We start from the raw sequence: 22,071 nt of genomic DNA, 5'->3' as shown, positions 1-22,071 counted from the left end.
GTCCGGCGATGGAGGACCGGGGTCCGGGGCGGAGCCCCGAAAACCCTCGCGCCGCCCTACCTCACCACCACGAAATCCTCCGCGTCGCGCCCGACCCGCGGCCCGGGGTCCGCAGCCGGCCGCCCCACCGCCACCGCCCCCAACGGGTCCCACGCCTCCGGCAGCGCCAGCACCTCCCGCACCACATCCCGGCAGAACATCGTCGAGGACACCCACGCGGACCCCAGCCGCTCACCGGCCAGCGCCACCAGGAAATTCTGGATACCCGCACCCGCCGCCACGACGAACATCTCGCGCTCCGCGCCGTCCCGCCGCTCGTCCCCGTACGTGTGGGAGCCGTCCATCACCAGGCATGGCACCACCAGATACGGCGCCCGCCGCAGCACATCGCCCCGCCGCACGCGCTTGGCGATCGACTCCTCGCTCTTGCCGTCGCGCCGCAGATCCGCGATCCACGCGTCCCGCATCGCGTCGAGCAGCCGGGTCCGCGCCTCGGGGGACTCCAGCAGGACGAAGCGCCACGGCGTCGTGTGGTGGGGGGCCGGCGCGGTCACCGCCGCGGCGACCGCACGCCGTACCGCACCCGGGTCCACCGGGTCGTCGGTGAACTCGCGCACCGTGCGCCGCTGGGTCATCGCCTCCCGTACCGCCTCGGAGGTGCCGAGCCGGAACATGTCGTCGGCCGCCACCCGCACCATCGCGCGGGCGCCCTGCGCGTCCGCCGGGTCCACGACGTGGCCGAGGCCGCGCACCACCGCGACCGGGAGCCCGTCCGCCTTGCCCTTGACCAGGTCACCCGCGGCGGCCAGCTCGTCGGCGGTGGCGACCACCGTCGCGCTCAGCGGATTGCCGTACGCGTCGGTGCCGCCCCGCAGGTCGTCCAGGACCCGCACCCCGGCCGCGCCGATCGCGACATCGGTCAGCCCGCTGCGCCAGGGCCGGCCGAAGGTGTCGGTGACGACGACGCCGACCTCGACGCCGAGCGTCGCACGCAGCCCTTCCCGGATCGCACGGGCGGACGCGTCGGGGTCCTCGGGCAGCAGCAGGACCGTGCCGGCGGGGGTGTTCGACGCGTCGACCCCGGCGGCGGCCATGACCAGGCCCTGCCGGTTCTCCACGATGCGCAGCGAACCGCGCCGCGCCACCACCCGTACCGTCTCGGCGTCGATCGCCGCCTCCCGGTCGGTGGCCTCGACGATCCGGCCCTCCGCCTTGGAGACGATCTTCGAGGTGACGAGCAGCACATCACCGTCGGCGAGGCCGGGCTCGGTGGCCGCGATCAGCTTGGCGAGGTCGTCCCCGGCGCGCACTTCGGGCACCCCGGGCAGGGCCCACACACGGTAGGAGGGCGCGGTGGTGCTCATGCGCGTACCTCCTCGGCGAGGGCCAGCGCCTGCCGGGCCATCTCGGCGGTGGCGGTGACGTCGGTCATCATCAGAGGCACGGAGCGGCAGCGGATGCCCGCCGACTCGACCTCGTCCACCGTGCCCGCGTCCACGGTGTCGACCAGCCAGCCGTCGAGGAGCCCGGAGCCGTAGTGCTGGGCGACCGCGGCGGCCGTCGACTCGACGCCCACCGCGGCCAGGACCTTGTCCGCCATCCCGCGCACCGGGGCGTCACCGACGATGGGGGAGAGCCCGACGACCGGCACCCCGGCCTCGGCGATGGCCTCGCGGATGCCGGGCACGGCGAGGATGGTCCCGACGGACACGACCGGGTTGGACGGCGGGAAGAGGATGACGTCGGCCTCGGCGATGGCCTCCAGGACGCCCGGTGCGGGCTTCGACTGCTCCGCGCCGACGGGCACGATCGCCCGCGCCGGGACGGAGGCCCGCAGCTTCACCCAGTACTCCTGGAAGTGCACGGCTCTGCTCTCGCCGTCCTCGTCGATCGCCACATGCGTCTCGACGCGGTCGTCGGACATGGGCAGCAGCCGGACGCCCGGCTTCCAGCGGGCGCAGAGCGCCTCGGTGACGGCGCTGAGCGGATAGCCCGCGCCGAGCATCTGGGTGCGGACGACATGGGTGGCGATGTCACGGTCGCCGAGCCCGAACCACTCGGGGCCCACGCCGTACGCGGCGAACTCCTCCTTGACGTGGAAGGTCTCGTCGGTACGGCCCCAGCCCTGCTCCTCGTTGATGCCACCGCCGAGGGTGTACATCACGGTGTCGAGGTCGGGGCAGACCTTGAGTCCGAACAGATGGATGTCGTCACCGGTGTTGCCGATGACCGTGATGTCCGCGTCGGGCGCGGCCTCCTTGAGGCCACGCAGGAAACGAGCACCACCGATACCGCCGGCCAGAACCACAATGCGCATGCAAACAGTCTGTCAGGCGAAGCCTGATCATTGTGGGGGTGGTGGCGGCTGTCAGGCCGTGGCGGTGGCCGTGGCGGTGGCCGTGGCCGTGGCGCACTGGGCGGTGTGCATCGGCATGTCGGTGAGGCCCGGGTAGTAGACGTGGAGGCTGACGGCCGGTTCTAGGGAGGCGTTGACGACCTCGTGGAGGTAGCCGGGGGCGAAGACGCGCTGGGCCGAGGCGCCCAGCGTCCGCTTCCCCCGGTCCGTACGCTCGGTCAGCTCGCCGTCCAGGACGGTCAGGACGCCGGAGGACGGGCCGTGGTCGTGCAGGCCGCTGCCCTGGCCGGGGACCCAGCTGAGCAGCCAGACCTCGTAGCCCGGCCCCTGGCGCAGGCGGTGGTACCAGCGGGTGGTGGCGTCGTACTGGACGAGCGGCGCCCACTGGGAGCGGTCGGCGGCGATGGCGCGGGCGAGGCCGACGAATTCGGCAACGGTGGCGGGGTGTTCGCGGGCGGGGCGCAGCAGGTGCTGGACTTCAAGGAGGTCGCCGGCGATCTGGAGGTCGCTGTCGCTGTTCATGGATGCGGTGGTTCCTCGGCAGGGGAGCAAGTGCGGTGCGGTGCGGTGAGGTGTCGCGAGGACCGGGGACCGGCGGTCGCGGAGCCGTGAGGGGCGCTGCGGGAGGGGCCGGGGGTCCGGGGCGAGGTGCCGAGGCCGGAGCGGGAGGGCTACGACAGCGTCGGCGGCGTCAGCAGCTGAGACAGCTGGAACAGCAACAGCGAGCCTGGACAGCACTACGGAACCCGCGGGTGCGGGTGGCGTGCGTCGCTGAGGTCACTGGCATGACATCAAGGAGAACCGGAGAACCACCCACTGTCAACCCAATGCCCGATTTGGTGGCAATGTTTCACCTCATCCGGTTACCCGGAGCGGAGAAAGGTTTGTGCGTCAGTGCGCGGGGACAGGTGGCGCAGCAGTCGTGCCGCTAAACACGGGTACGGCACCGTGACCCGAATGTGATCTTGGTCGCTTCAGTGATCGAATCGCAACGTGTTCGAGCTCCCGGCAGTTTGTCTCCATGGAGAGCGAGGGCGCGAGAGCGCCCATGGTATATGTCAGGTTTTTGGTGATTTGAACACTTAGCGCATACGCTTGGTCCCGCAGAGTGAATAGCGGGGCCAATAGCAGATCTGGGCTTGACCCCCCAGAGCTACACACTTGTAATTTCACTCGTGTCGTTCGGTCGATCAGATAACGGCCGCATCACGGGGACGCAAGAGACAGACGAGGGGCGCACATGACCGAGCTGTTCCAGCAACTGCTGGTCGAGGACGCGGACGAGGAACTCGGCTGGCAGGAGCGCGCGCTGTGCGCCCAGACCGACCCCGAGTCCTTCTTCCCCGAGAAGGGTGGATCGACCCGTGAGGCGAAGAAGGTCTGCCTCGCCTGTGAAGTCCGTTCCGAGTGCCTGGAATACGCCCTTTCCAACGACGAGCGCTTCGGCATCTGGGGCGGCCTCTCCGAGCGTGAACGCCGCCGCCTGAAGAAGGCCGCGATCTGACCCACCCGCGACGGCCCGCCCCCTGCACCCCCCGCAGGCGGCGGGCCGTTTCCGTGCCCGGCTTCCGTGCTTCCGCCCCCGGCCGGGAGCCCCGTCGCACCCTCCGCCGGCCGCTCCGCGCCACCCCGCCGATCCGTACCGTTAGTGTGGGGCCCCGTCCGAGACGCGCCAACGACCCGACAGGGCGCGCGTGTACACCGATGCAGCCCCCGGGGGGACGTCCCCCGGACCCGGCCGGAGGGCCCGTACCTCGATGTCCGTGCACAGCCAATCAACGGCGCCGTACGCGGCCGCCGCCGCCCCAGAGTTCCCCCGGCATGTCGTCACCGCCGTGCTCGTCTCCCACGACGGCGCACGCTGGCTGCCCGACGCGCTCGCCGGACTGCTCGGGCAGGAACGCCCCGTACAGAACGTCGTCGCCGCCGACACCGGCAGCGCCGACGACTCCGCGCACCTGGTCACCGAGGCGCTCGGCGCCGACCGGGTCCTGCACCTCGCGCGGCGTACGAGCTTCGGCACCGCCGTCGACGAGGCGAGCCGCACGGCCGGCGTCCTGACCCCGGACGACCTCCCCTACCTGAAGCGGCCCAGCGGCTGGGACCCGGTCACCCGGACCTGGCACGACGAGGCGTACGAGATGCCCGAGCTGCCGCACGGCGAGCCGGTGCAGTGGCTCTGGCTGCTCCACGACGACTGCGCGCCCGCGCCCGACGCGCTCGCCGAGATGCTGCGCGTCGTGGACAACGACCGGCACGCCGCGATCGTCGGCCCCAAGCTGCGCGGCTGGTACGACCGCCGCCAGCTCCTCGAAGTCGGCGTCTCCATCGCCAACAGCGGACGCCGCTGGACGGGCCTGGACCGCCGCGAGCAGGACCAGGGCCAGCACGACCAGGTCCGCACCGTCCTGTCCGTCTCCACCGCCGGCATGCTCATCCGCCGGGACGTCTGGGAGGAACTCGGCGGCTTCGACCGCAGGCTCCCCCTGATGCGCGACGACGTCGACCTGTGCTGGCGCGCCCACATGGCGGGCCACCGTGTCCTCGTCGCCCCGGACGCCGTCCTGCGGCACGCCGAGGCATCCGCCCGCGAGCGCCGCCCCATCGACTGCGCCGGCCGCTCGGTGGCCAGCCCGCACCGCGTGGACAAGGCCGGCGCCGTCTACACGATGCTCGTCAACGCCCGCGGCAAGCGGCTGCCCTGGGTGCTGCTCAGGCTCGTCATCGGCACCCTGCTGCGTACGCTCGCCTACCTCGTCGGCAAGGTCCCCGGCCAGGCCGTCGACGAGGTCACCGGCCTCCTGAGCACCCTGCTGCGCCCCGGCCGCATCCTGAGCGCCCGCCGCGCCCGCGGCAAGGGCGTGGTCGACGCCGCCGAACTGCGCGGCCTCTTCCCCGCGCCCGGTGCCACCGTCCGCGCCACCGTCGAACAGGTCGCCGGGAACTTCGGCGGCGGCTCCGACGCCGACACCGGCGGCTCCCGGCACGGCGCCGTCGAGTCGGGCCCCGGCGGCGACGACGCCGACTACCTGGAGATCGACCAGTTCGCCCGGCTGAAGAAGGTCGGGCGCAAACCCGGACCCGTGCTCTTCGCCGTCCTCCTCCTGGTCTCCCTCGTCGCCTGCCGCGGCCTCATCGGAGGCGGCGCCCTGGCCGGCGGCGCCCTGCTGCCCGCCCCGGGCGACGTCGCCGACCTGTGGGGCAGATACGCGGACGGCTGGCATACCATCGGCACCGGCGGCACCCCGACCGCACCGCCCTACCTGGCCGTGCTCTCGGCCCTGTCCGCGCTGTTCCTCGGCTCCACCGGCTTCGCGCTCACCCTGCTGCTCGTCTGCTCGGTCCCGCTCGCCGGACTCACCGCGTACTTCGTCTCCCGCCCGCTGCTGCCCTCCCGGCTGCTGCGGGCCTGGGCGAGCATCGCGTACGCCTTCCTGCCCGCCGCGACCGGCGCCCTGGCCACCGGCCGCCTCGGCACCGCCGTCCTGGCCGTCCTGCTCCCGCTGATCGCCCGCACGGCCGTCTCCGCGCACGGCATGCGGGCCACCGGCGACAGCCGCGGCAGCTGGCGCGCCACCTGGGCGTACACCCTGCTCCTCACCCTCGCGATGGCCTTCACCCCCATCGTGTGGCCGCTCGCCGTGGTCCTCGGCCTCGGCGTCCTGGTGCTGCGGCGCGGCGACATCACGGCCTACGGGCTGCGCTTCCTCGCCGCCGTCGGCACCCCGCTGCTCGTCCTCGCGCCCTGGTCGCTCTCGCTCCTGAGCAACCCGTCCGCGTTCCTGAAGGAAGCCGGCCTGGAGACCGGTACGGGCTCCGCGTCCGCGCTGGACCTGCTCGGCATCAGCCCCGGCGGCCCGAAGGCCGCGGGCGGCGTCCTGCTGCTCGGCATCGTGCTCGCGGCGCTGGCCGCCCTGCTGCGCGGCGAGCGGCAGTTCGCCGTGCGGACCGCCTGGGTGGCCGCGCTGGTCGGTCTGGCGTTCGCCGGGCTCGCCAACGGCTCCGGCTGGGCGGGCCCCGCCACCCTCGTCTACGGTGCCGCGCTCATCGCCGCCGCCCTGGTCGGCGCGGACGGCGCCCGCATCCGGGTCGCCGAACTCAGCTTCGGCTGGCGCCAGCCCGTCGCGGTCCTGATCGCCCTGGCCGCCGGACTGGCCCCGGCCCTGGCCGCCGCCGGCTGGATGATCGGCGGCGCGGCCGGCCCGCTGGAGCGCCGCGACCCGGTCCAGGTGCCCGCCTTCGTCGCGGAGGAGAGCGGCACCCGCGACCAGCCGCGCACCCTGGTGCTCGGCGGCACCTCGCCCGCCTCCGTCGCCTACACCCTCGTCCGCGGTTCGGGCGCCCGGCTGGGCGACGCGGAACTGGCCGAGGCGCAGGGCCGCAACAGCCACCTCGACAAGGTCGTCGCCAATCTGGTCGCCGGCTCCGGCGCCGACCAGGGCAGCCAGCTCAGCGGCTTCGCGATCCGCTACGTCCTCGTACGCGACGGGGCGCCGAAGCAGATGAGCCGGGTGCTCGACGCGACCCCGGGTCTGAGCCGGCTCAGCCAGCTGGACGGCAGCGCGCTGTGGCGGGTGGACCGCCAGGTCGCCCGGGTCATGATCATCCCGTCCGGCGACGACGCCGAGCCGCTCCCGGTGGGTTCCCGGCCGGTCGAGGCGCACACCAAGATCCCGGGCGGCGCCTCGGGCCGCGTGCTGCGGATCGCCGACGCCGCCGACCCCGGCTGGCAGGCCACGCTCGACGGCCGCGCGCTGACCCCCAAGACCGTCGACGGCTGGGCCCAGGGCTTCGAACTCCCCGCCGAGGGCGGCACCCTGGACCTCACGTACGAGGAGCCCTTCACGCACACCGTGTGGATCTGGGCACAGATCGCGCTCGCCGTGGTCCTCGTGGTCATGGCCCTGCCGGGCCGCCGCCGGGAGATCGACGACGACCTGCCCGAGGAGGCCGAGGCGGTCGTCGCCGAACCGGTCGCGGGCGAGGGCCGCCGCGCCCGCAGGCTGCGGGCTGCCGCGCTGGCCGAGAACGAGGCCGCGGGCGGAGCCGATGAGCCGGAGCCGGACGCGGCCCAGGAGACCGGCGAGCAGCCGGCCTACGTCCCCGCCCAGCAGGGCCCGGAGGGCGGCGACCCGGCCCCGGACCCCGAGGGCGCCCAGGACGACGACAACGTCTTCGTACCGCAGCAGCAGTACGGCGAGTGGGACGGCCGGCAGGGCCAGTACCAGGACTCCGGCTATCCGCAGTACCAGGACGGCCAGTACCCGGACGCCCAGTACGCCGAGGGGCGGCAGCAGCCGGACGCCGGCGGCTACGACGCGTACGGCTATCCGCAGCAGCAGGGCGAGTACGGCACGGGTGACCAGGGCCAGTACCAGGGCACCGGCTACCCGCAGTACCAGGACGGCCAGTACGCGGGCCCGTACGACCCGCCCCCGTACGATCCGGCGCAGTACGACCCGAACGGGTACGACCCCGAGGCCGGGCAGTACGGCGAGCAGCGCCCGTACGACCCGCAGAACCCCGAGAACCCCGCCCCGGGCCGGAACCCGTGGCCGACCCGAGGCGAGTCCGAGTGAAGTCCACCAGCCTGTCCCTCATCGCCGGGGCCGTCGCCCTGGCCGCCGTCACCGGGTTCGCCGCGCTCAACGTGCCGGACGGCGGCGGCACGGCCGAGGCGAGGACCGCCGCACGGCTGCCCGTCGAGCGGACCAGCCTGCTCTGTCCGGCGCCCGGCCTCTCCGAGCTCTCGGAGACCGCGTACACGGCCTTCACACCGGTCGGCGGGAGCGGCGGGTCGGCCGCGGGCGGCAAGGCCGAACTCCTCTCGTCCGCCAAGGACGACGAGGACGCCAAGAAGGACACCGCGAAGGACAAGGAGAAGAGCAAGAAGGACAAGGAGGCGGGCGGGAAGAAGCCCGTGGTGTCCCTGAAGGAGCCCGGGAAGCCCGCCACCGGCGAGGCGTCCGGCGCGGACTCGCCCGCGCTCATCGGCACCGCCACCGCCCGGCTGGCGCCCGGCTGGACCGCCCAGCAGACCACCACCATCGAGGCGGGCGACGGACGCGGCCTGCTCGGCATCAGCTGCACCGCGCCCGACACCGACTTCTGGTTCCCGGCGGCGAGCACCGCGAAGTCCCGCCAGGACTACGTCCACCTCACCAACCCGGACGACACGGCCGCCGTCGCCGACATCGAGCTGTACGGCCCGGACGGCTCGCTCAAGTCCGACGTGGGCGAGGGCATCACCGTCCCGGCCGGCTCCGGCATCCGGGTCCTGATCTCGACGCTGACGAGCAAGGCCGCCGACGACGTGACCGTCCACGTCACCACCCGCTCGGGCCGGGTCGGCGCCGCCGTCAGGGCCGCGGACAGCAAGACCGGCAGCGACTGGATCGCCGCGTCCGCCGAACCGGCGAAGACGCTCGTGCTGCCCGGAATCCCGGCCGACGCCACCTCGGTACGGCTGGTGGCGTTCGCCCCCGGCGACGACGACGCCGACCTCAAGCTGAAGCTGCTCGGCAAGTCCGGCGCGATCTCGCCGGCCGGCCACGACGAACTGCACGTCAAGTCGAAGATGACCGCCGGGCTCGACCTGAAGGACCTCACCCGCGGAGAGGCCGGCTCACTGATGCTGGTCCCCGCCGAGGAGGGCAAGGCCACCCCCGTGGTGGCGGCGCTGCGGGTGGTCCGGGGCAAGGGCGACAAGCAGGAGGTCGGTTACATCCCGGCAACCGGCCCGGTCGGCGCGCGGGCGACCGCTGCCGACAACCGCTCCAAGGGCTCGGTCCTCTCGCTCGCCGCACCCGGAGCCGCCGGCACCGTCAAGGTCACGGCGTCCGCGGGCAGCAAGGGCGGCACCCCGGTCAGCAAGACGTACAAGATCGCCGCCGGCGCGACCGTGGCGGTCACCCCGCCGGTCCCCGCGGGCCTCAAGGGCACCTACGCCCTGACGGTCGAGACCCAGTCGGGCGGCCCGGTCCACGCCGCCCGGACCCTCACCGTGGAACAGGACGGCATCCCGATGTTCACCGTGCAGACCCTGCCGGACGACAAGGGAACGGTGGAGGTACCGGCCGCCGAACAGGACCTGTCGGTACTGGACGACTGAGCGGCCCCGCTACTCCTGGCCGTAGCGGGGGTCGACGGACTCGGGGGCGAGGCCCAGGAGTTCGGCGACCTGCTCCACGACGATCTCGTGGATGAGGAGGGCGCGCTCGTCGCGGCTCTTGGTGCGCAGCTCGACGGGCCGCCGGTAGACGGCGATCTGGGCGGGCCGCCCCTTCTCGGCGGAGAGCGCGCTGCCCAGCGGAACGGTCTCCTCCGCCGTCTCCGGCACATCCAGGACGACGAAGTCGACCTCGGCCAGCTGTGGCCAGCGCCGCTCCAGCCGCTCGACGGAGTCCTGGACCAGATCGCGGAAGCTGTCCGCGCGGCTCGTGGAGAGCGGCACCTGCGGCGGGGCGACGGGCCCGCGCATACCGCGGCCGTGTCGGTCTCGGCGCCGCGGTCGCGGCTCGGACGGGAGGGGCGGTACGGGACTGTCCATCACCGACGCAGCCTAACGCTCCGGACCCGGCTCCGAGGGGCGGCGGGACGGCTGCCGTCCGCGAGCCGGACGGCCTGTCCGCTCCTGAACAATCCGGCCACACAGCAGCCCGTTTCCGGCCCCGCTCCCGACCGCCGCACTCGCGTCCTGTGAAGGGTTCGTGGCACAGCGGCGCCCGGAACCGTCGCCGTCAGGGCCCCCGGGTCTCTCCCGCCGCGCAGGTCAGGGGAGTTGCTGTGGGGCGGTATGTGCCGGAGGTCACAGGGCGACACGGAGGGGTGAGCCGGGGGAGAGTCGTCGCAGCCCGCTCAAGAGTGCGGTACCGTCCAACATCGTGAGCCCTGTACGTCGCTGTTCGCGCACCGCGTGCGGCCGCCCTGCCGTCGCGACACTGACGTACGTCTATGCCGACTCGACTGCGGTCCTCGGCCCGCTCGCCACCTACGCCGAGCCCCACTGCTACGACCTCTGTGCCGAGCACAGCGAGCGGCTCACCGCGCCCCGGGGCTGGGAAGTCGTCCGGCTCTCCGACCCCTCCGCGCCCAGCCGCCCCAGCGGCGACGACCTGGAAGCGCTGGCGAACGCCGTACGGGAAGCCGCCCGCCCGCAGGAACGCGGCGACGGCACGCGGGGCGGCGGCCCGCGCACCGCGGACCCCATGGAGGTCGCCCGCAGGGGCCACCTGCGCGTTCTGCGTTCCCCCGACTCCTGAGGCGTCGCGGGCCGCCGGGTAGTTTGGCGGTCCGAAGAAGACCCCAGGAGGACCGGCCCGTGACCGCAGACCTGTCGCAGCTCGTGAAGGCGTACGACGTGCGCGGAGTCGTGCCCGACCAGTGGGACGAACCGCTGGCCGAACTGTTCGGGGCGGCGTTCGTAGCGGTGACCGGCGCGGACGCCGTCGTGATCGGCCACGACATGCGCCCGACCTCCCCCGGGCTGTCCGGGGCGTTCGCGCGGGGTGCGGCGGGGCGCGGAGCCGACGTCACGATGATCGGCCTGTGCTCCACGGACCAGCTGTACTACGCGTCCGGGGCGCTGGACCTGCCCGGCGCGATGTTCACGGCCTCGCACAACCCGGCGCGGTACAACGGCATCAAGATGTGCCGGGCGGGCGCCGCACCGGTCGGCCAGGACACCGGCCTGGCCGAGATCCGCACCCTGGTCGAGGAGTGGTCGCAGACGGGCGCCCCCGAGCCGGGCACCACCCCGGGCACGGTCACCGAACGCGACACCCTCACCGACTACGCCGCCCACCTGCTCTCCCTGGTGGACCTGACGGCGATCCGCCCGCTGAAGGTGGTCGTGGACGCGGGCAACGGCATGGGCGGCCACACCGTCCCCACCGTCTTCGCGGGGCTGCCGGTCGACCTGGTCCCGATGTACTTCGAGCTGGACGGCACCTTCCCGAACCACGAGGCCAACCCCCTGGACCCCAAGAACATCACGGACCTCCAGGCCCGCGTCGTGGCCGAGGGCGCCGATCTGGGCCTGGCCTTCGACGGCGACGCGGACCGCTGCTTCGTGGTGGACGAACGGGGCGAAGGCGTCTCCCCGTCGGCGATCACCGCCCTCGTCGCCGCCCGCGAACTCGCCCGCAACGGCGGCCGGGGCACGGTCATCCACAACCTGATCACCTCCCGCTCCGTGCCCGAGGTCGTACGCGAACACGGCGGCACCCCGGTCCGTACCCGGGTCGGCCACTCCTTCATGAAGGCGGAGATGGCCGCCCACGGCGCGATCTTCGGCGGCGAGCACTCGGCGCACTACTACTTCCGCGACTTCTGGAACGCCGACACGGGCATGCTCGCCGCCCTCCACGTCCTGGCCGCACTCGGCGGCCAGGACGCCCCCCTCTCGGCCCTGGTCGCCCAGTACGACCGCTACGCCGCCTCCGGCGAGATCAACTCCACGGTCGACGACCAGCCCGCCCGCACAGCCAAGGTCCGCTCCGCCTTCGCCGACCGCGAGCACATCACCACGGACACCCTGGACGGCCTCACGATCACCTCCCCCCACTGGTGGTTCAACCTCCGCCCCTCGAACACGGAACCCCTGCTCCGCCTGAACGTGGAGGCGGAGAACGAGGAAACGATGAGAGCGGTACGCGACGAGGTACTGACCCTGATCCGCGGATAACCACCCACCGACCCACCCGTCCATCCCCCTAGCCCCTCCGCCCCCCCCAGCCCGATCGGGCCACCCCGGCCCCGCTGGCTACTCGCGCCTATCCGGTAGTTGGAGGCGCGTGATCAAACCCCCGGGCCCGTCGGGCCGGGGCCAGCCCCTCCGTGCCGGGGCCAGCCCCTCCGTGCCGGGGCCAGCCCCTCCGGGCCGGGGCCAGCCCCGTCCGGCCAACCCCCGGCCCGTCCGGCCAACCCCAGGCCCGTCGGGCCTACCCCAGCCCCGCCGGACGGCCCAAGCCCGTTCCGGTCACCCCCGCCCCGGCCCCTCCGGCCACCCTCAGCCCCTCCGGGCCGGGCCCAGCCCCTCCGGGCCGGCCCAGCCCCGTCCGGCCAACCCCAGGCCCGCCGGGCCTACCCCAGCCCCGCCGGACGGCCCAGGGGCCGTCCGGCCACCCCCGTCCCGGCCCCTTCGGCCACCCTCAGCCCCTCCGGCGTTTGAGGAGCGGGGTCCGGGGCAGAGCCCCGAATCCCTGGCCGGGCGTGCCCATCGGCCTCGTCCACCTCCAGCCCCTCCGGCGTTTGAGGAGCGGGGAGCGGGGCAGAGCCCCGAATCCGCTGGCGGCCACTGCCAGCCCCGCCGGCGCTTGAGGCGCGGGGGCCCGGGGGCGGAGCCTCCGGTTTCGGGAAGGGGCGGGGAGGGGACAAGGGCCCGCCGCAGGCGCCCCCCAGCCCCCCAGCGGTAGGCTGACCCCGCCACAAGCGCACCGAACCCCGCCCCACCGCCCCACCCCGCCCGAAGGGACCACCCCATGCCGCTCGAAGCCGGCCTCCTGGAGATCCTGGCCTGCCCGGCCTGCCACTCCCCGCTCGACGACAGGTCGGCCGCCGACAGCCCGGAACTGGTCTGCACCGGCAAGGACTGCGGCCTGGCCTACCCGGTACGGGACGGCATCCCCGTACTCCTCGTCGACGAGGCCCGCCGCCCCGCGTAACCGGCCGCCCACCCGCACCAGCCGGTGACCGGCATGTGATCGGAGGACCGTCCCCATGCTCGACGAGTCGTTGCTCGACGCCCCGGAAGCCCTGGCCCGAGCCGACCGCCGCGGTCTGCTCCGCGGCGCCGCCGAGGCCGGGGCCCGGGTCCGTACCGCCGCCCGGCACGCGACGGAGGCCGGGATCACGGACCTGAAGCCGGAAGGCCGCCCCCGCGCCGTCCTCGTCGCCGGCCCCGGCACCGCCGCGACCGGCGTCGCGGACCTGATCGCCGCGCTCGCCGGCGCCTCCGCCCCGGTCACCCGTATCCACCCGACCGGCGTCGCCCCCGCCCCCGGCGCACTGCGCTGGACGCTGCCCGGCTGGGCCGGCTCCGTCGACCTGCTGCTCATCGCCACGGCGGACGGTTCCGAACCGGGCCTCGCCCTCCTCGCGGAGCAGGCGTACCGCCGCGGCTGCACGGTCGTGGCCGTCGCCCCCCTGCGCTCCCCGCTGCGGGAGGCGGTCCACGGGGTGCACGGCGTCGTCGTACCGATGGCATCCGCCCCGCACGGCGAGTACGACGCCGAGACGTCGGCCGCCGGCCCCGGCACGCTCTGGGCCCTGCTCACCCCGCTGCTCGCGCTGCTCGACCGCGTCGGCCTGGTCACCGCCCCCGCCGACGTACTGCAACGCGTCGCCGACCGCCTGGACCGTACGGCGGAGCGCTGCGGACCGGCCATCGCCACGTACAGCAACCCGGCCAAGACCCTCGCCGCGGAGCTCGCGGACAGCCTGCCGCTGATCTGGGCGGAGGGCGACGCGGCCGGCCCGGTCGGCCGCCGGTTCGCCGCGGTCCTGGCGGAGCTGTCGGGCCGCCCGGCCCTCGCCGCCGTGCTCCCGGAGGCGCTCCCGGCGCACGGGGGCCTGCTGGCGGGCGCGTTCGCCGCCGGGGCGGACCCGGACGACTTCTTCCGCGACCGCGTCGACGAGTCGGAACCCCTGCACGCCCGGGTGGTCCTGCTCCGCGACCGCCCCACCGGCGGCCTCAGCGCCGCCCCCGCGGCCCGCGAACTGGCCCTGGGCCACGACACGCCGATCAGCGAGCTCGAACCGGAAGAGGGCAGCACGCTCGAATCCCTCGCCGAGCTGCTGGCCGTCACCGACTTCGCCGCGGTCTACCTGGCCCTCGCCGCAAAGGGCGGCGCCTGAAACGGACTACGGAGCCCCGCGCACCGCGAAGCTCCCGCAGCACCTCGCACCACACCAGAACAACGCACAAGGACAAACTCCATGGACCGGCTCTCCAACACCGTGCGCCCGTACGCCTGGGGCTCGACCACCGCGATCCCCGCCCTGCTCGGCGTCGCCCCCACCGGCGAGCCGCAGGCGGAGATGTGGATGGGCGCCCACCCCGGAGCCCCCTCCCGGATCACCCGCACCGGCACCACCCCCACCGGCACCACCCCCACCGGCACCACCGCGTCGGCCCCCGCCGAACAGGCCCTCACCGACGTCATCGCCGCCGACCCGGCCGGTGAGCTCGGCGCGGCCACCGTGGAGAAGTTCGGCCCGCGCCTCCCCTTCCTGCTGAAGCTGCTCGCCGCGGGCGCCCCCCTCTCCCTCCAGGTCCACCCGGACCTGGACCAGGCGCGGGCGGGGTACGCGGACGAGGAGCGCCGGTCCGTCCCGATCGACGCCCCGCACCGCACGTACAAGGACGCCAACCACAAGCCCGAGCTGATCTGCGCGCTCACCCCCTTCGACGGCCTGTGCGGATTCCGCCGTCCGCTGGAGGCGGCCGAGGCGATGGAGGGCCTGGGCGTCGACTCCCTCAAGCCGTACGCCGATCTGCTGCGCGCCCACCCCGAAGAGGGCGCCCTGCGCGAGGTGCTGACGGCGATCCTCACCGCGGACCCGGCCGAGATGGCCGAGACGGTGGCCGCCGCCGCGGCCGCCGCGGAACGGCTCGGCGGCGCCTACGCCCCGTACGCCCGCATCGCCCACCACTTCCCGGGCGACGCCGGAGTCGTCGCGGCCATGCTGCTCAACTACGTGCGGCTCCAGCCCGGCGAGGCCCTGTTCCTCGGCGCCGGCGTGCCGCACGCGTACCTCGACGGCCTCGGCGTCGAGATCATGGCCAACTCCGACAACGTGCTGCGCTGCGGCCTGACGCCCAAGCACATCGATGTCCCCGAACTCCTGCGCATCGTCCGTTTCGAGGCGACAGATCCGGGAATCCTGCGCCCCGAGGCGTCGGCCTCCGGCGAGGAGCTGTACGAGACACCGGCCGACGAGTTCCGCCTCTCGCGCTTCGACCTGTCGCCCGGCGCCGCCCCCGTCGACCTGACCGCGCCCACGCCCCAGATCCTGCTCTGCACGGCGGGCGCCCCGCGCGCCGGCGAGCTCGGTCTCGGCCCCGGCGAGTCGGTGTTCGTACCGGCGGGCGAGCCGGTCCGGGTGTCCGGAGCGGGCACGCTGTTCCGGGCCACAGTGGTGGCCTGACGTACCGTCCGCGGTACGGCGGCTGCAACAATGTGCCGCCGTACCGCGGACGCCGGAGCCGCAGCACCGAGGAAGGGACACCAAGCACCCATGAGTGCGTCAGGCGGAACCAAGGCGATCGTGGCGGCACTCGGCGCCAACCTCGCGATCGCAGTGGCCAAATTCGTCGCGTTCCTGTTCAGCGGCTCCTCGTCGATGCTCGCGGAGAGCGTCCACTCGCTCGCCGACTCCGGCAACCAGGGCCTCCTGCTTCTCGGCGGCAAGAAGGCCCAGCGCGAGGCCACTCCCCAGCACCCCTTCGGGTACGGCCGCGAACGCTACATCTACGCCTTCCTCGTCTCCATCGTCCTGTTCTCCGTCGGCGGCATGTTCGCGGTCTACGAGGGCTACGAGAAGATCAAGCACCCCCACGCGCTGGAGTCCTGGTACTGGCCGGTCGGCGTGCTGGTCTTCGCGATCATCGCCGAGGGATTCTCCTTCCGTACGGCGATCAAGGAGTCCAACCAGACCCGCGGCTCGCTCAGCTGGACGGACTTCATCCGCCGCGCGAAGGCCCCGGAACTCCCCGTCGTGCTGCTGGAGGACTTCGGCGCGCTCATCGGTCTGGTGCTCGCCCTCGCAGGCGTCGGCCTGGCCATCGGCACCGGCGACGGTGTGTGGGACGGCATCGGCACCCTCTGCATCGGCATCCTGCTGATCGCCATCGCGATCGTCCTGGCCGCCGAGACCAAGTCCCTGCTGCTCGGCGAGGCCGCCGGCACCGACCAGGTCGACAGGATCAAGGCCGCGGTCGTCGACGGTGACACCGTCACGGGCATCATCCACATGCGCACCCTCCACCTCGGTCCGGAAGAACTGCTGGTCGCCGCCAAGATCGCGGTCCAGCACGACGACACCGCCGGCGAGGTCGCCAACGCCATCAACGCCGCCGAGTCCCGCATCCGGGAGGCCGTCCCGATCGCCCGGGTGATCTACCTGGAACCGGACATCTACAACGAGGCGGCCGCCGCGGCCGGCACCAATCCCGCCAAGACCCCGGGCGGCACCCCCGACGAGGGGGCCACCACCCCCGGCCCGGAGGCCCCGGAACCGGGAGCCCCCGAGCCCGGAGCCACCGATACCCCGGCCACCCCGTCGGACCCGACGGAATCCGGCCACTGACCGCACCGGACACGCCATCGCGTACTCCGTACAGCCGCTCCCGCCCCGGTTCAGCCCCGGCGGACTGGGAGCGGCTGCGCCGTTCGGTGTAGATTCGACGGCAGTGTCAGACGTCGCTGCTGATGGCGGTCGATCGGTCCGTACGCCGGACCGGCCGAGGGAGAGAGGGCCTCCGACGGACTGCGCTGCGAGCTCCCGGGCATCCGTATGCCCGCTGCCGCAGAGCCGCCCTACCCACCCTCGACTCCACCACGAGGAGCAGCCCGTTATGACGACGGTCGCCAATCGACAGGACTTCAAGGTCGCCGATCTCTCCCTGGCCACCTTCGGCCGTAAGGAGATCACCCTCGCCGAGCACGAGATGCCCGGCCTGATGTCGATCCGCAAGGAGTACGCAGCCGCCCAGCCCCTGGCCGGCGCCCGCATCACCGGCTCGCTGCACATGACCGTGCAGACCGCCGTGCTGATCGAGACCCTGGTCGCGCTCGGCGCCGAGGTCCGCTGGGCCTCCTGCAACATCTTCTCCACCCAGGACCACGCGGCGGCCGCCATCGCGGTCGGCCCGAACGGCACCCCGGACGCCCCCGCCGGCGTTCCCGTCTTCGCCTGGAAGGGCGAGACGCTGGAGGAGTACTGGTGGTGCACGGAGCAGGCCCTGACCTGGCCGAACACGCCTACCGGCGGCCCGAACATGATCCTGGACGACGGTGGCGACGCCACCCTCCTGGTCCACAAGGGCGTCGAGTTCGAGAAGGTCGGCGCGGCCCCGGACCCGGCCACGGCCGACAGCGAGGAGTACGCGCAGATCCTCACGCTGCTCAACCGCACGCTCGGTGAGTCCCCCCAGAAGTGGACCCAGCTCGCCTCCGAGATCCGTGGTGTCACGGAAGAGACCACGACCGGTGTGCACCGGCTCTACGAGATGCACCGCGACGGCACCCTCCTGTTCCCGGCGATCAACGTCAATGACGCGGTCACCAAGTCGAAGTTCGACAACAAGTACGGCTGCCGTCACTCGCTGATCGACGGCATCAACCGGGCCACCGACGTGCTGATCGGCGGCAAGACGGCCGTGGTCTGCGGCTACGGCGATGTCGGCAAGGGCTGCGCGGAGTCCCTCCGGGGCCAGGGCGCCCGCGTCATCATCACCGAGATCGACCCGATCTGCGCGCTCCAGGCGGCGATGGACGGCTACCAGGTCGCCACCCTCGACGACGTGGTGGAGCAGGCGGACATCTTCGTCACCACGACGGGCAACAAGGACATCATCATGGCCGCCGACATGGCCCGGATGAAGCACCAGGCCATCGTCGGGAACATCGGCCACTTCGACAACGAGATCGACATGGCCGGCCTGGCCAAGATCGACGGCATCGTGAAGGACGAGGTGAAGCCGCAGGTCCACACCTGGACGTTCCAGGACGGCAAGGTCCTGATCGTGCTGTCCGAGGGCCGCCTGCTGAACCTGGGCAACGCCACCGGCCACCCCTCGTTCGTGATGTCCAATTCGTTCGCGGACCAGACCCTGGCCCAGATCGAGCTGTTCACCAAGCCCGAGGAGTACCCGACCGACGTCTACGTGCTCCCCAAGCACCTGGACGAGAAGGTCGCCCGCCTCCACCTCGACGCCCTCGGCGTCAAGCTGACGACACTGCGCCCGGAGCAGGCCGCGTACATCGGTGTCGAGGTCGAGGGCCCGTACAAGCCGGACCACTACCGCTACTGATCCACCGGGGACAGCCCCGTAGGGACGGATCCCTCAAGGCTGCCCCGGCACGGAACCCGTACCGCTCGACTCCGTACCGACTGCTCCCGCCATGCGCCGCGGTGGTCCGCAGGTGACCGGTCACCGGCGGACCCCGCAGCCCGGGGCGATTCAGCAGTACCGGACACTCAGCAGTCCGGACCGATCAGCAGCAGCGACGAACGCAGGCCCCCGCACCCCCGTGTCGGGGGCCTGCGCCGTACCGCACCCGCACGACCTGAGGAACCCGAAGGACCCCATGCCCCGCGGCCGATATTCGCTCCACGATCTTCATGACCACACCCCCCTCGGCGAAGAACACTTCCACTGCGCGCCCGGCCCTTCCGGCTGGCGCTACATCTCCCAAACGACTGCCCCGTCCGGCAGTCACCTGGGATCCGTCGACCTCACCCTGGATGAACTCGGCCGCCCCATCCGTCTCGAACTCCATGCCGCCGACTGGCAGGTCCGCGGTGCCGCCCTCGAAGGGCTCACCTGGGTCCGTACCGACCCGACGGGTGCTCACGCCACCGAAGGCAATGTCCGCGCCCACGCCTTCAACGGCACGTCCCCCGCCTTCCTCGTCGCGACCGCTCGTCTGCTGCGCCTCACCCCCACTTCTCCGGCAACCCGCCTCCGGGTCGTCACCTTCACGGATCCGGTCCTCGCCCCCCGCACGCTCGACCAGTCCTGGGCCCTGGTGAACAGTGAAGCGCACCCCACTGACAACGGACCCCTGAAGGTGGACGAATACCAGGTCAGCGCCCTGGACACGGGCGAGAGGTACACCGTCCATCTGGCCGGGGACGTGGTTCTGTCGGCCCCAGGAGTCGAGCTCGAGGAACTGGAGTCCCCACCCTCCGAGCGGTAGCCGGACCGGAAGGGGAATCGCCCGCGATCAGGGTCCGAGGCCGAGGGGGTGAACACCGAGGCGCAGGCGCCCGGAAGCTGCTGGAGGCCGGGGAGTTCGGGGGCTGTGCAGGAAACCCGCTCGATGGAGTGACGGCCGCGGCCCGCGGCTGACGCGACACGACCTGGGCGGTGTCCGCGAAGTCCCGTCCGGCCCGCGACGCCTGGCAGGCGCTCTCGCCGCACCGGCCGAAACCCCAAGTAAGTCCAATACGAGGGATTCCGGCCGGCACGCAGAGGAGTGGGGTCTCCCCTGTTGGAGGGCGCCCAGAACTTGGGGAATCACCAGACGCCGCAGGCCGCGCACTTCGGGCGTACGACGGGATTTCGCGGACACGTCCTAGGAGGGCGGCACGAACCCGGTGGCGGACGGCCGCCCGGCCGCCCCTCCGCTACCGGCAGCCGCATCGGCGCCAGACCCCGGGGCTCCGTCGGACACCATGCCGATGGGACCAGGCACCATGCCGACGGGCGGACCGACGGCGGCCCCCGGGTGCTCAGGTGGTGTTACCGGGCCGGCCGGCCCGCCCGGATACCGGCCGAACCCGCCGCCCGGTTCGCCGCCCACAGACCCTCCTCCCGGCATGCTCATCGGCCCGGGACCGGCGGAGCCCCGCGTCGCCTCGCGGGCCGCGGCCTCCCACGCCCGTCGCGCGTCCCGCACCTGCCGCTCGTGCACCACGGCAGCCAGGTACGCGGAAGCCGGTACGCCCGCCGGAGCCGGAAGCCCGGTCCGCGCGGCGACCTCCCCGCCGAGCCGCTCCGCCATGCTCCGGCCCACGTCGGCATCGAGTTGATGCATCCGCGTCAGGTACTGCCGCACCGCGAGCCACAGATCGTCCGGAACTCCTGAGAGATCCAGACCGGCGAACCGCCCTACCAGCCAAGGCGGAGGCGGCGGAACAGCCGCTGCCCGGCCCGCCGGCACCCGTTCCCGTACGACGAGCGTCCCCGCGAAGACGTCACCGAGCCGCCGGCCACGCGCCGACACCAACGACGCGATGGAGGCGACGACGCCGAGCGTCATCAGGATCTCCACGACCGCCATCGCCCCGCGCACCAGCGCGTGCCGGAACCGTATGGGGCCGCCGTCGTCCCGTACGACGCGCAGCCCGCAGGCCAGCTTGCCCAGCGAACGTCCGTGGCTGAGCGTCTCGACCGCGATCGGCCCACCCACGAGAACCAGCAGGAAGGCAGCGACGGACACCGCCGCGATGGCCGCTTCGTCCAGCGAGGCGGAGACGATGGCGAGAACGAACACGACCAGGCCGAACACCGTTCCCACCACGATCAGGTCGATGGCCAGAGCCAGCGCCCGGCTCGGCAGTTTCGCCGGCCGCAGCCCCAGTACGACCGCGTCCCCGGTCACGAGCTCACTCATCGCCCCACCCCTCACCGAAGGCCCCTGCCCCGCGGACCCACAGTCTGCCAAGCTGGCCCGCAACGCCGCAGTTGGACGGACCGGTACACACCCTGCCTGGAGCCGCAGCCGATCATGGACCTCGATGTCTTCGTCAACGCCCACCGCGCCGAGTGGGACCGGCTGGACCACCTCCTGCGCCGTGGGCGCCGGCTGACGGGCGCGGAAGCGGACGAACTCGTCGACCTCTACCAGCGCACGGCCACGCACCTGTCCCTGATCCATTCCAGCGCCCCCGACCCGCTGCTCGTCGCGCGGCTCACGCAGCTGGTGGCCCGAGCCCGTGCCACGGTGACCGGTACCCGCCGAGCGTCCTGGCGCGACGCGGCGCGCTTCCTCACCGCGGGATTCCCCGCGGCCGTCTACCGCTCCCGCCACTGGTGGATACCGACCGCTGTCCTCTCCACGCTCCTGGCCGCGCTGATGGGCTGGTGGATCGCCGCGCATCCGGAGGTCCAGGCGACCATCGCCGCTCCGGACGACCTCCGTCGCATGACGAGTCCGGGTGGCGAGTACGAGACGTACTACTCCAGCCACCCGGCGACTTCCTTCGCGGCACAGGTCTGGACGAACAACGCGCAGGCCGCCGCCATGTGCCTGGTGCTGGGCGCGTTCCTCTGCGTCCCGGTGATCTGGATCCTCTTCGTCAACGTGGTGAACCTGGCGGTCGGCATCGGGCTGATGTCCTCGGCCGGCCGCCTCGACACGTTCCTCGGGCTGGTCCTTCCCCACGGCCTGCTGGAGCTGACGGCCGTCTTCGTCGCCGCGGGTACGGGCCTGCGCCTCGGCTGGACGGTCATCGACCCCGGCCCTCGGACGCGCCGAGCGGCCCTGGCACAGCGGGGACGAGCCGCCGTGGGCATGGCCATCGGCCTGGCGCTCGTCCTGTTCGTCTCGGGGATCATCGAAGCCTTTGTGACCCCGTCCGGCCTTCCGACCTGGGCCCGGATCACCCTGGGCACAGCTGCCGAGGTGCTCTTCCTCGCGTACGTCTACGTCCTGGGCGGCCGAGCCGCCCGAGCGGGTGAGGCGGGGGACGTGGACGCCGTCGAACGAAGTGCCGAGCTGCCGGTGGCCGCCTGATGTGCATACGCCGTCGCTGACCTGCTAGTCTCCTCCTCGCCCCAAAAAACCGTTGACACGGCGAAGTGGGGGAGGTAGATTTTAACGGTTGCCTCGAACTGGACAGGTTCGGGCCCCGACAGTTAATATCTGTCTCGCTCCGGTCGGAAATCAAATTTCCGCAGAGCCATCGATTCCCAATCTCAGCGAGTTGAAGCCGATTAGGTCGGCCGAAACGCTTCTGATAAAGTCGAATCAGCCGAAAGGCAA

Annotated in this window: 17 protein-coding genes; 12 read left to right on the top strand and 5 right to left on the bottom strand. The window is 72.8% G+C overall.

What is annotated here, in order from left to right:
* Nucleotides 1-56: 56 nt before the first annotated feature.
* The 3 genes from P8A18_RS12230 to P8A18_RS12220 are packed head-to-tail and all read right to left on the bottom strand — an operon-like array spanning nucleotide 57 to nucleotide 2,878.
* Nucleotides 57-1,364, bottom strand: coding sequence for a coenzyme F420-0:L-glutamate ligase (locus P8A18_RS12230; protein WP_306054110.1), 1,308 nt, complete (start codon nucleotides 1,362-1,364; stop codon nucleotides 57-59).
* Nucleotides 1,361-2,317 carry a 2-phospho-L-lactate transferase gene (gene cofD / locus P8A18_RS12225; RefSeq protein ID WP_306054109.1) on the bottom strand — a complete coding sequence of 319 codons (957 nt, stop codon included), beginning with the start codon at nucleotides 2,315-2,317 and terminating at the stop codon, nucleotides 1,361-1,363. Before cofD ends, P8A18_RS12230 begins: the two co-directional genes overlap by 4 nt.
* A gap of 51 nt (nucleotides 2,318-2,368) precedes the next feature.
* Nucleotides 2,369-2,878 carry a cysteine dioxygenase gene (locus P8A18_RS12220; protein ID WP_306054108.1) on the bottom strand — a complete coding sequence of 170 codons (510 nt, stop codon included), beginning with the start codon at nucleotides 2,876-2,878 and terminating at the stop codon, nucleotides 2,369-2,371.
* A gap of 718 nt (nucleotides 2,879-3,596) precedes the next feature.
* Between P8A18_RS12220 and P8A18_RS12215 the strand changes: the two genes are divergently transcribed.
* The 3 genes from P8A18_RS12215 to P8A18_RS12205 all read left to right on the top strand — a co-directional run bounded on the left by P8A18_RS12215 (nucleotide 3,597) and on the right by P8A18_RS12205 (nucleotide 9,467).
* Nucleotides 3,597-3,860, top strand: a complete 264-nt coding sequence (locus tag P8A18_RS12215; protein WP_003968728.1) for a WhiB family transcriptional regulator — start codon at nucleotides 3,597-3,599, stop codon at nucleotides 3,858-3,860.
* A gap of 253 nt (nucleotides 3,861-4,113) precedes the next feature.
* Complete coding sequence (locus tag P8A18_RS12210; RefSeq protein ID WP_306054101.1) at nucleotides 4,114-7,935, top strand: glycosyltransferase; 3,822 nt, start codon at nucleotides 4,114-4,116, stop codon at nucleotides 7,933-7,935.
* Entirely contained in the window at nucleotides 7,932-9,467 is a 1,536-nt protein-coding gene (locus tag P8A18_RS12205; RefSeq protein ID WP_306054099.1) for a DUF5719 family protein, read from the top strand. The genes P8A18_RS12210 and P8A18_RS12205 overlap by 4 nt, the downstream gene beginning before the upstream one ends.
* A gap of 9 nt (nucleotides 9,468-9,476) precedes the next feature.
* Here the strand turns inward: P8A18_RS12205 and P8A18_RS12200 are convergent, their stop codons facing one another.
* On the bottom strand, nucleotides 9,477-9,905 hold the full coding sequence (locus tag P8A18_RS12200; protein ID WP_306060849.1) for a metallopeptidase family protein: 429 nt from the start codon (nucleotides 9,903-9,905) through the stop codon (nucleotides 9,477-9,479).
* A gap of 334 nt (nucleotides 9,906-10,239) precedes the next feature.
* Between P8A18_RS12200 and P8A18_RS12195 the strand changes: the two genes are divergently transcribed.
* From P8A18_RS12195 to P8A18_RS12160, 8 genes are all read left to right on the top strand, one after another.
* On the top strand, nucleotides 10,240-10,617 hold the full coding sequence (locus P8A18_RS12195; RefSeq protein WP_018524691.1) for a DUF3499 domain-containing protein: 378 nt from the start codon (nucleotides 10,240-10,242) through the stop codon (nucleotides 10,615-10,617).
* Nucleotides 10,618-10,676: 59 nt separating this feature from the next.
* Nucleotides 10,677-12,041 carry a phosphomannomutase/phosphoglucomutase gene (locus P8A18_RS12190; protein WP_306054096.1) on the top strand — a complete coding sequence of 455 codons (1,365 nt, stop codon included), beginning with the start codon at nucleotides 10,677-10,679 and terminating at the stop codon, nucleotides 12,039-12,041.
* Between the two features lie 796 nt (nucleotides 12,042-12,837).
* Entirely contained in the window at nucleotides 12,838-13,020 is a 183-nt protein-coding gene (locus tag P8A18_RS12185) for a Trm112 family protein (RefSeq protein ID WP_018552946.1), read from the top strand.
* Between the two features lie 55 nt (nucleotides 13,021-13,075).
* Complete coding sequence (locus P8A18_RS12180; protein ID WP_306054094.1) at nucleotides 13,076-14,212, top strand: SIS domain-containing protein; 1,137 nt, start codon at nucleotides 13,076-13,078, stop codon at nucleotides 14,210-14,212.
* Nucleotides 14,213-14,293: 81 nt separating this feature from the next.
* Entirely contained in the window at nucleotides 14,294-15,505 is a 1,212-nt protein-coding gene (manA, locus tag P8A18_RS12175; protein WP_306054092.1) for a mannose-6-phosphate isomerase, class I, read from the top strand.
* Between the two features lie 90 nt (nucleotides 15,506-15,595).
* Entirely contained in the window at nucleotides 15,596-16,666 is a 1,071-nt protein-coding gene (locus P8A18_RS12170) for a cation diffusion facilitator family transporter (RefSeq protein WP_306054090.1), read from the top strand.
* A gap of 268 nt (nucleotides 16,667-16,934) precedes the next feature.
* On the top strand, nucleotides 16,935-18,392 hold the full coding sequence (ahcY, locus tag P8A18_RS12165) for an adenosylhomocysteinase (protein WP_306054088.1): 1,458 nt from the start codon (nucleotides 16,935-16,937) through the stop codon (nucleotides 18,390-18,392).
* Nucleotides 18,393-18,669: 277 nt separating this feature from the next.
* Nucleotides 18,670-19,281: a hypothetical protein gene (locus P8A18_RS12160; protein ID WP_306054086.1), complete on the top strand. Its 612-nt coding sequence runs from the start codon at nucleotides 18,670-18,672 to the stop codon at nucleotides 19,279-19,281.
* A 378-nt stretch (nucleotides 19,282-19,659) separates the two neighbouring features.
* On the opposite strand, the gene P8A18_RS12155 is transcribed toward P8A18_RS12160, so the two are convergent.
* A complete protein-coding gene (locus P8A18_RS12155; RefSeq protein ID WP_306054084.1) occupies nucleotides 19,660-20,700 on the bottom strand; it encodes an RDD family protein in 1,041 nt (346 codons plus the stop codon).
* A gap of 114 nt (nucleotides 20,701-20,814) precedes the next feature.
* On the opposite strand from P8A18_RS12155, the gene P8A18_RS12150 reads away from it, so the two are divergent.
* A complete protein-coding gene (locus P8A18_RS12150; protein ID WP_306054083.1) occupies nucleotides 20,815-21,822 on the top strand; it encodes a stage II sporulation protein M in 1,008 nt (335 codons plus the stop codon).
* Nucleotides 21,823-22,071: the final 249 nt, after the last annotated feature.

The organism is Streptomyces sp. Mut1, assembly GCF_030719295.1.
In the GTDB taxonomy this organism is placed as follows: domain Bacteria; phylum Actinomycetota; class Actinomycetes; order Streptomycetales; family Streptomycetaceae; genus Streptomyces; species Streptomyces castrisilvae.
The sequence above is the reverse complement of the archived record's forward strand: the minus strand, read 5'-3'. Positions and strand labels throughout refer to the sequence as shown.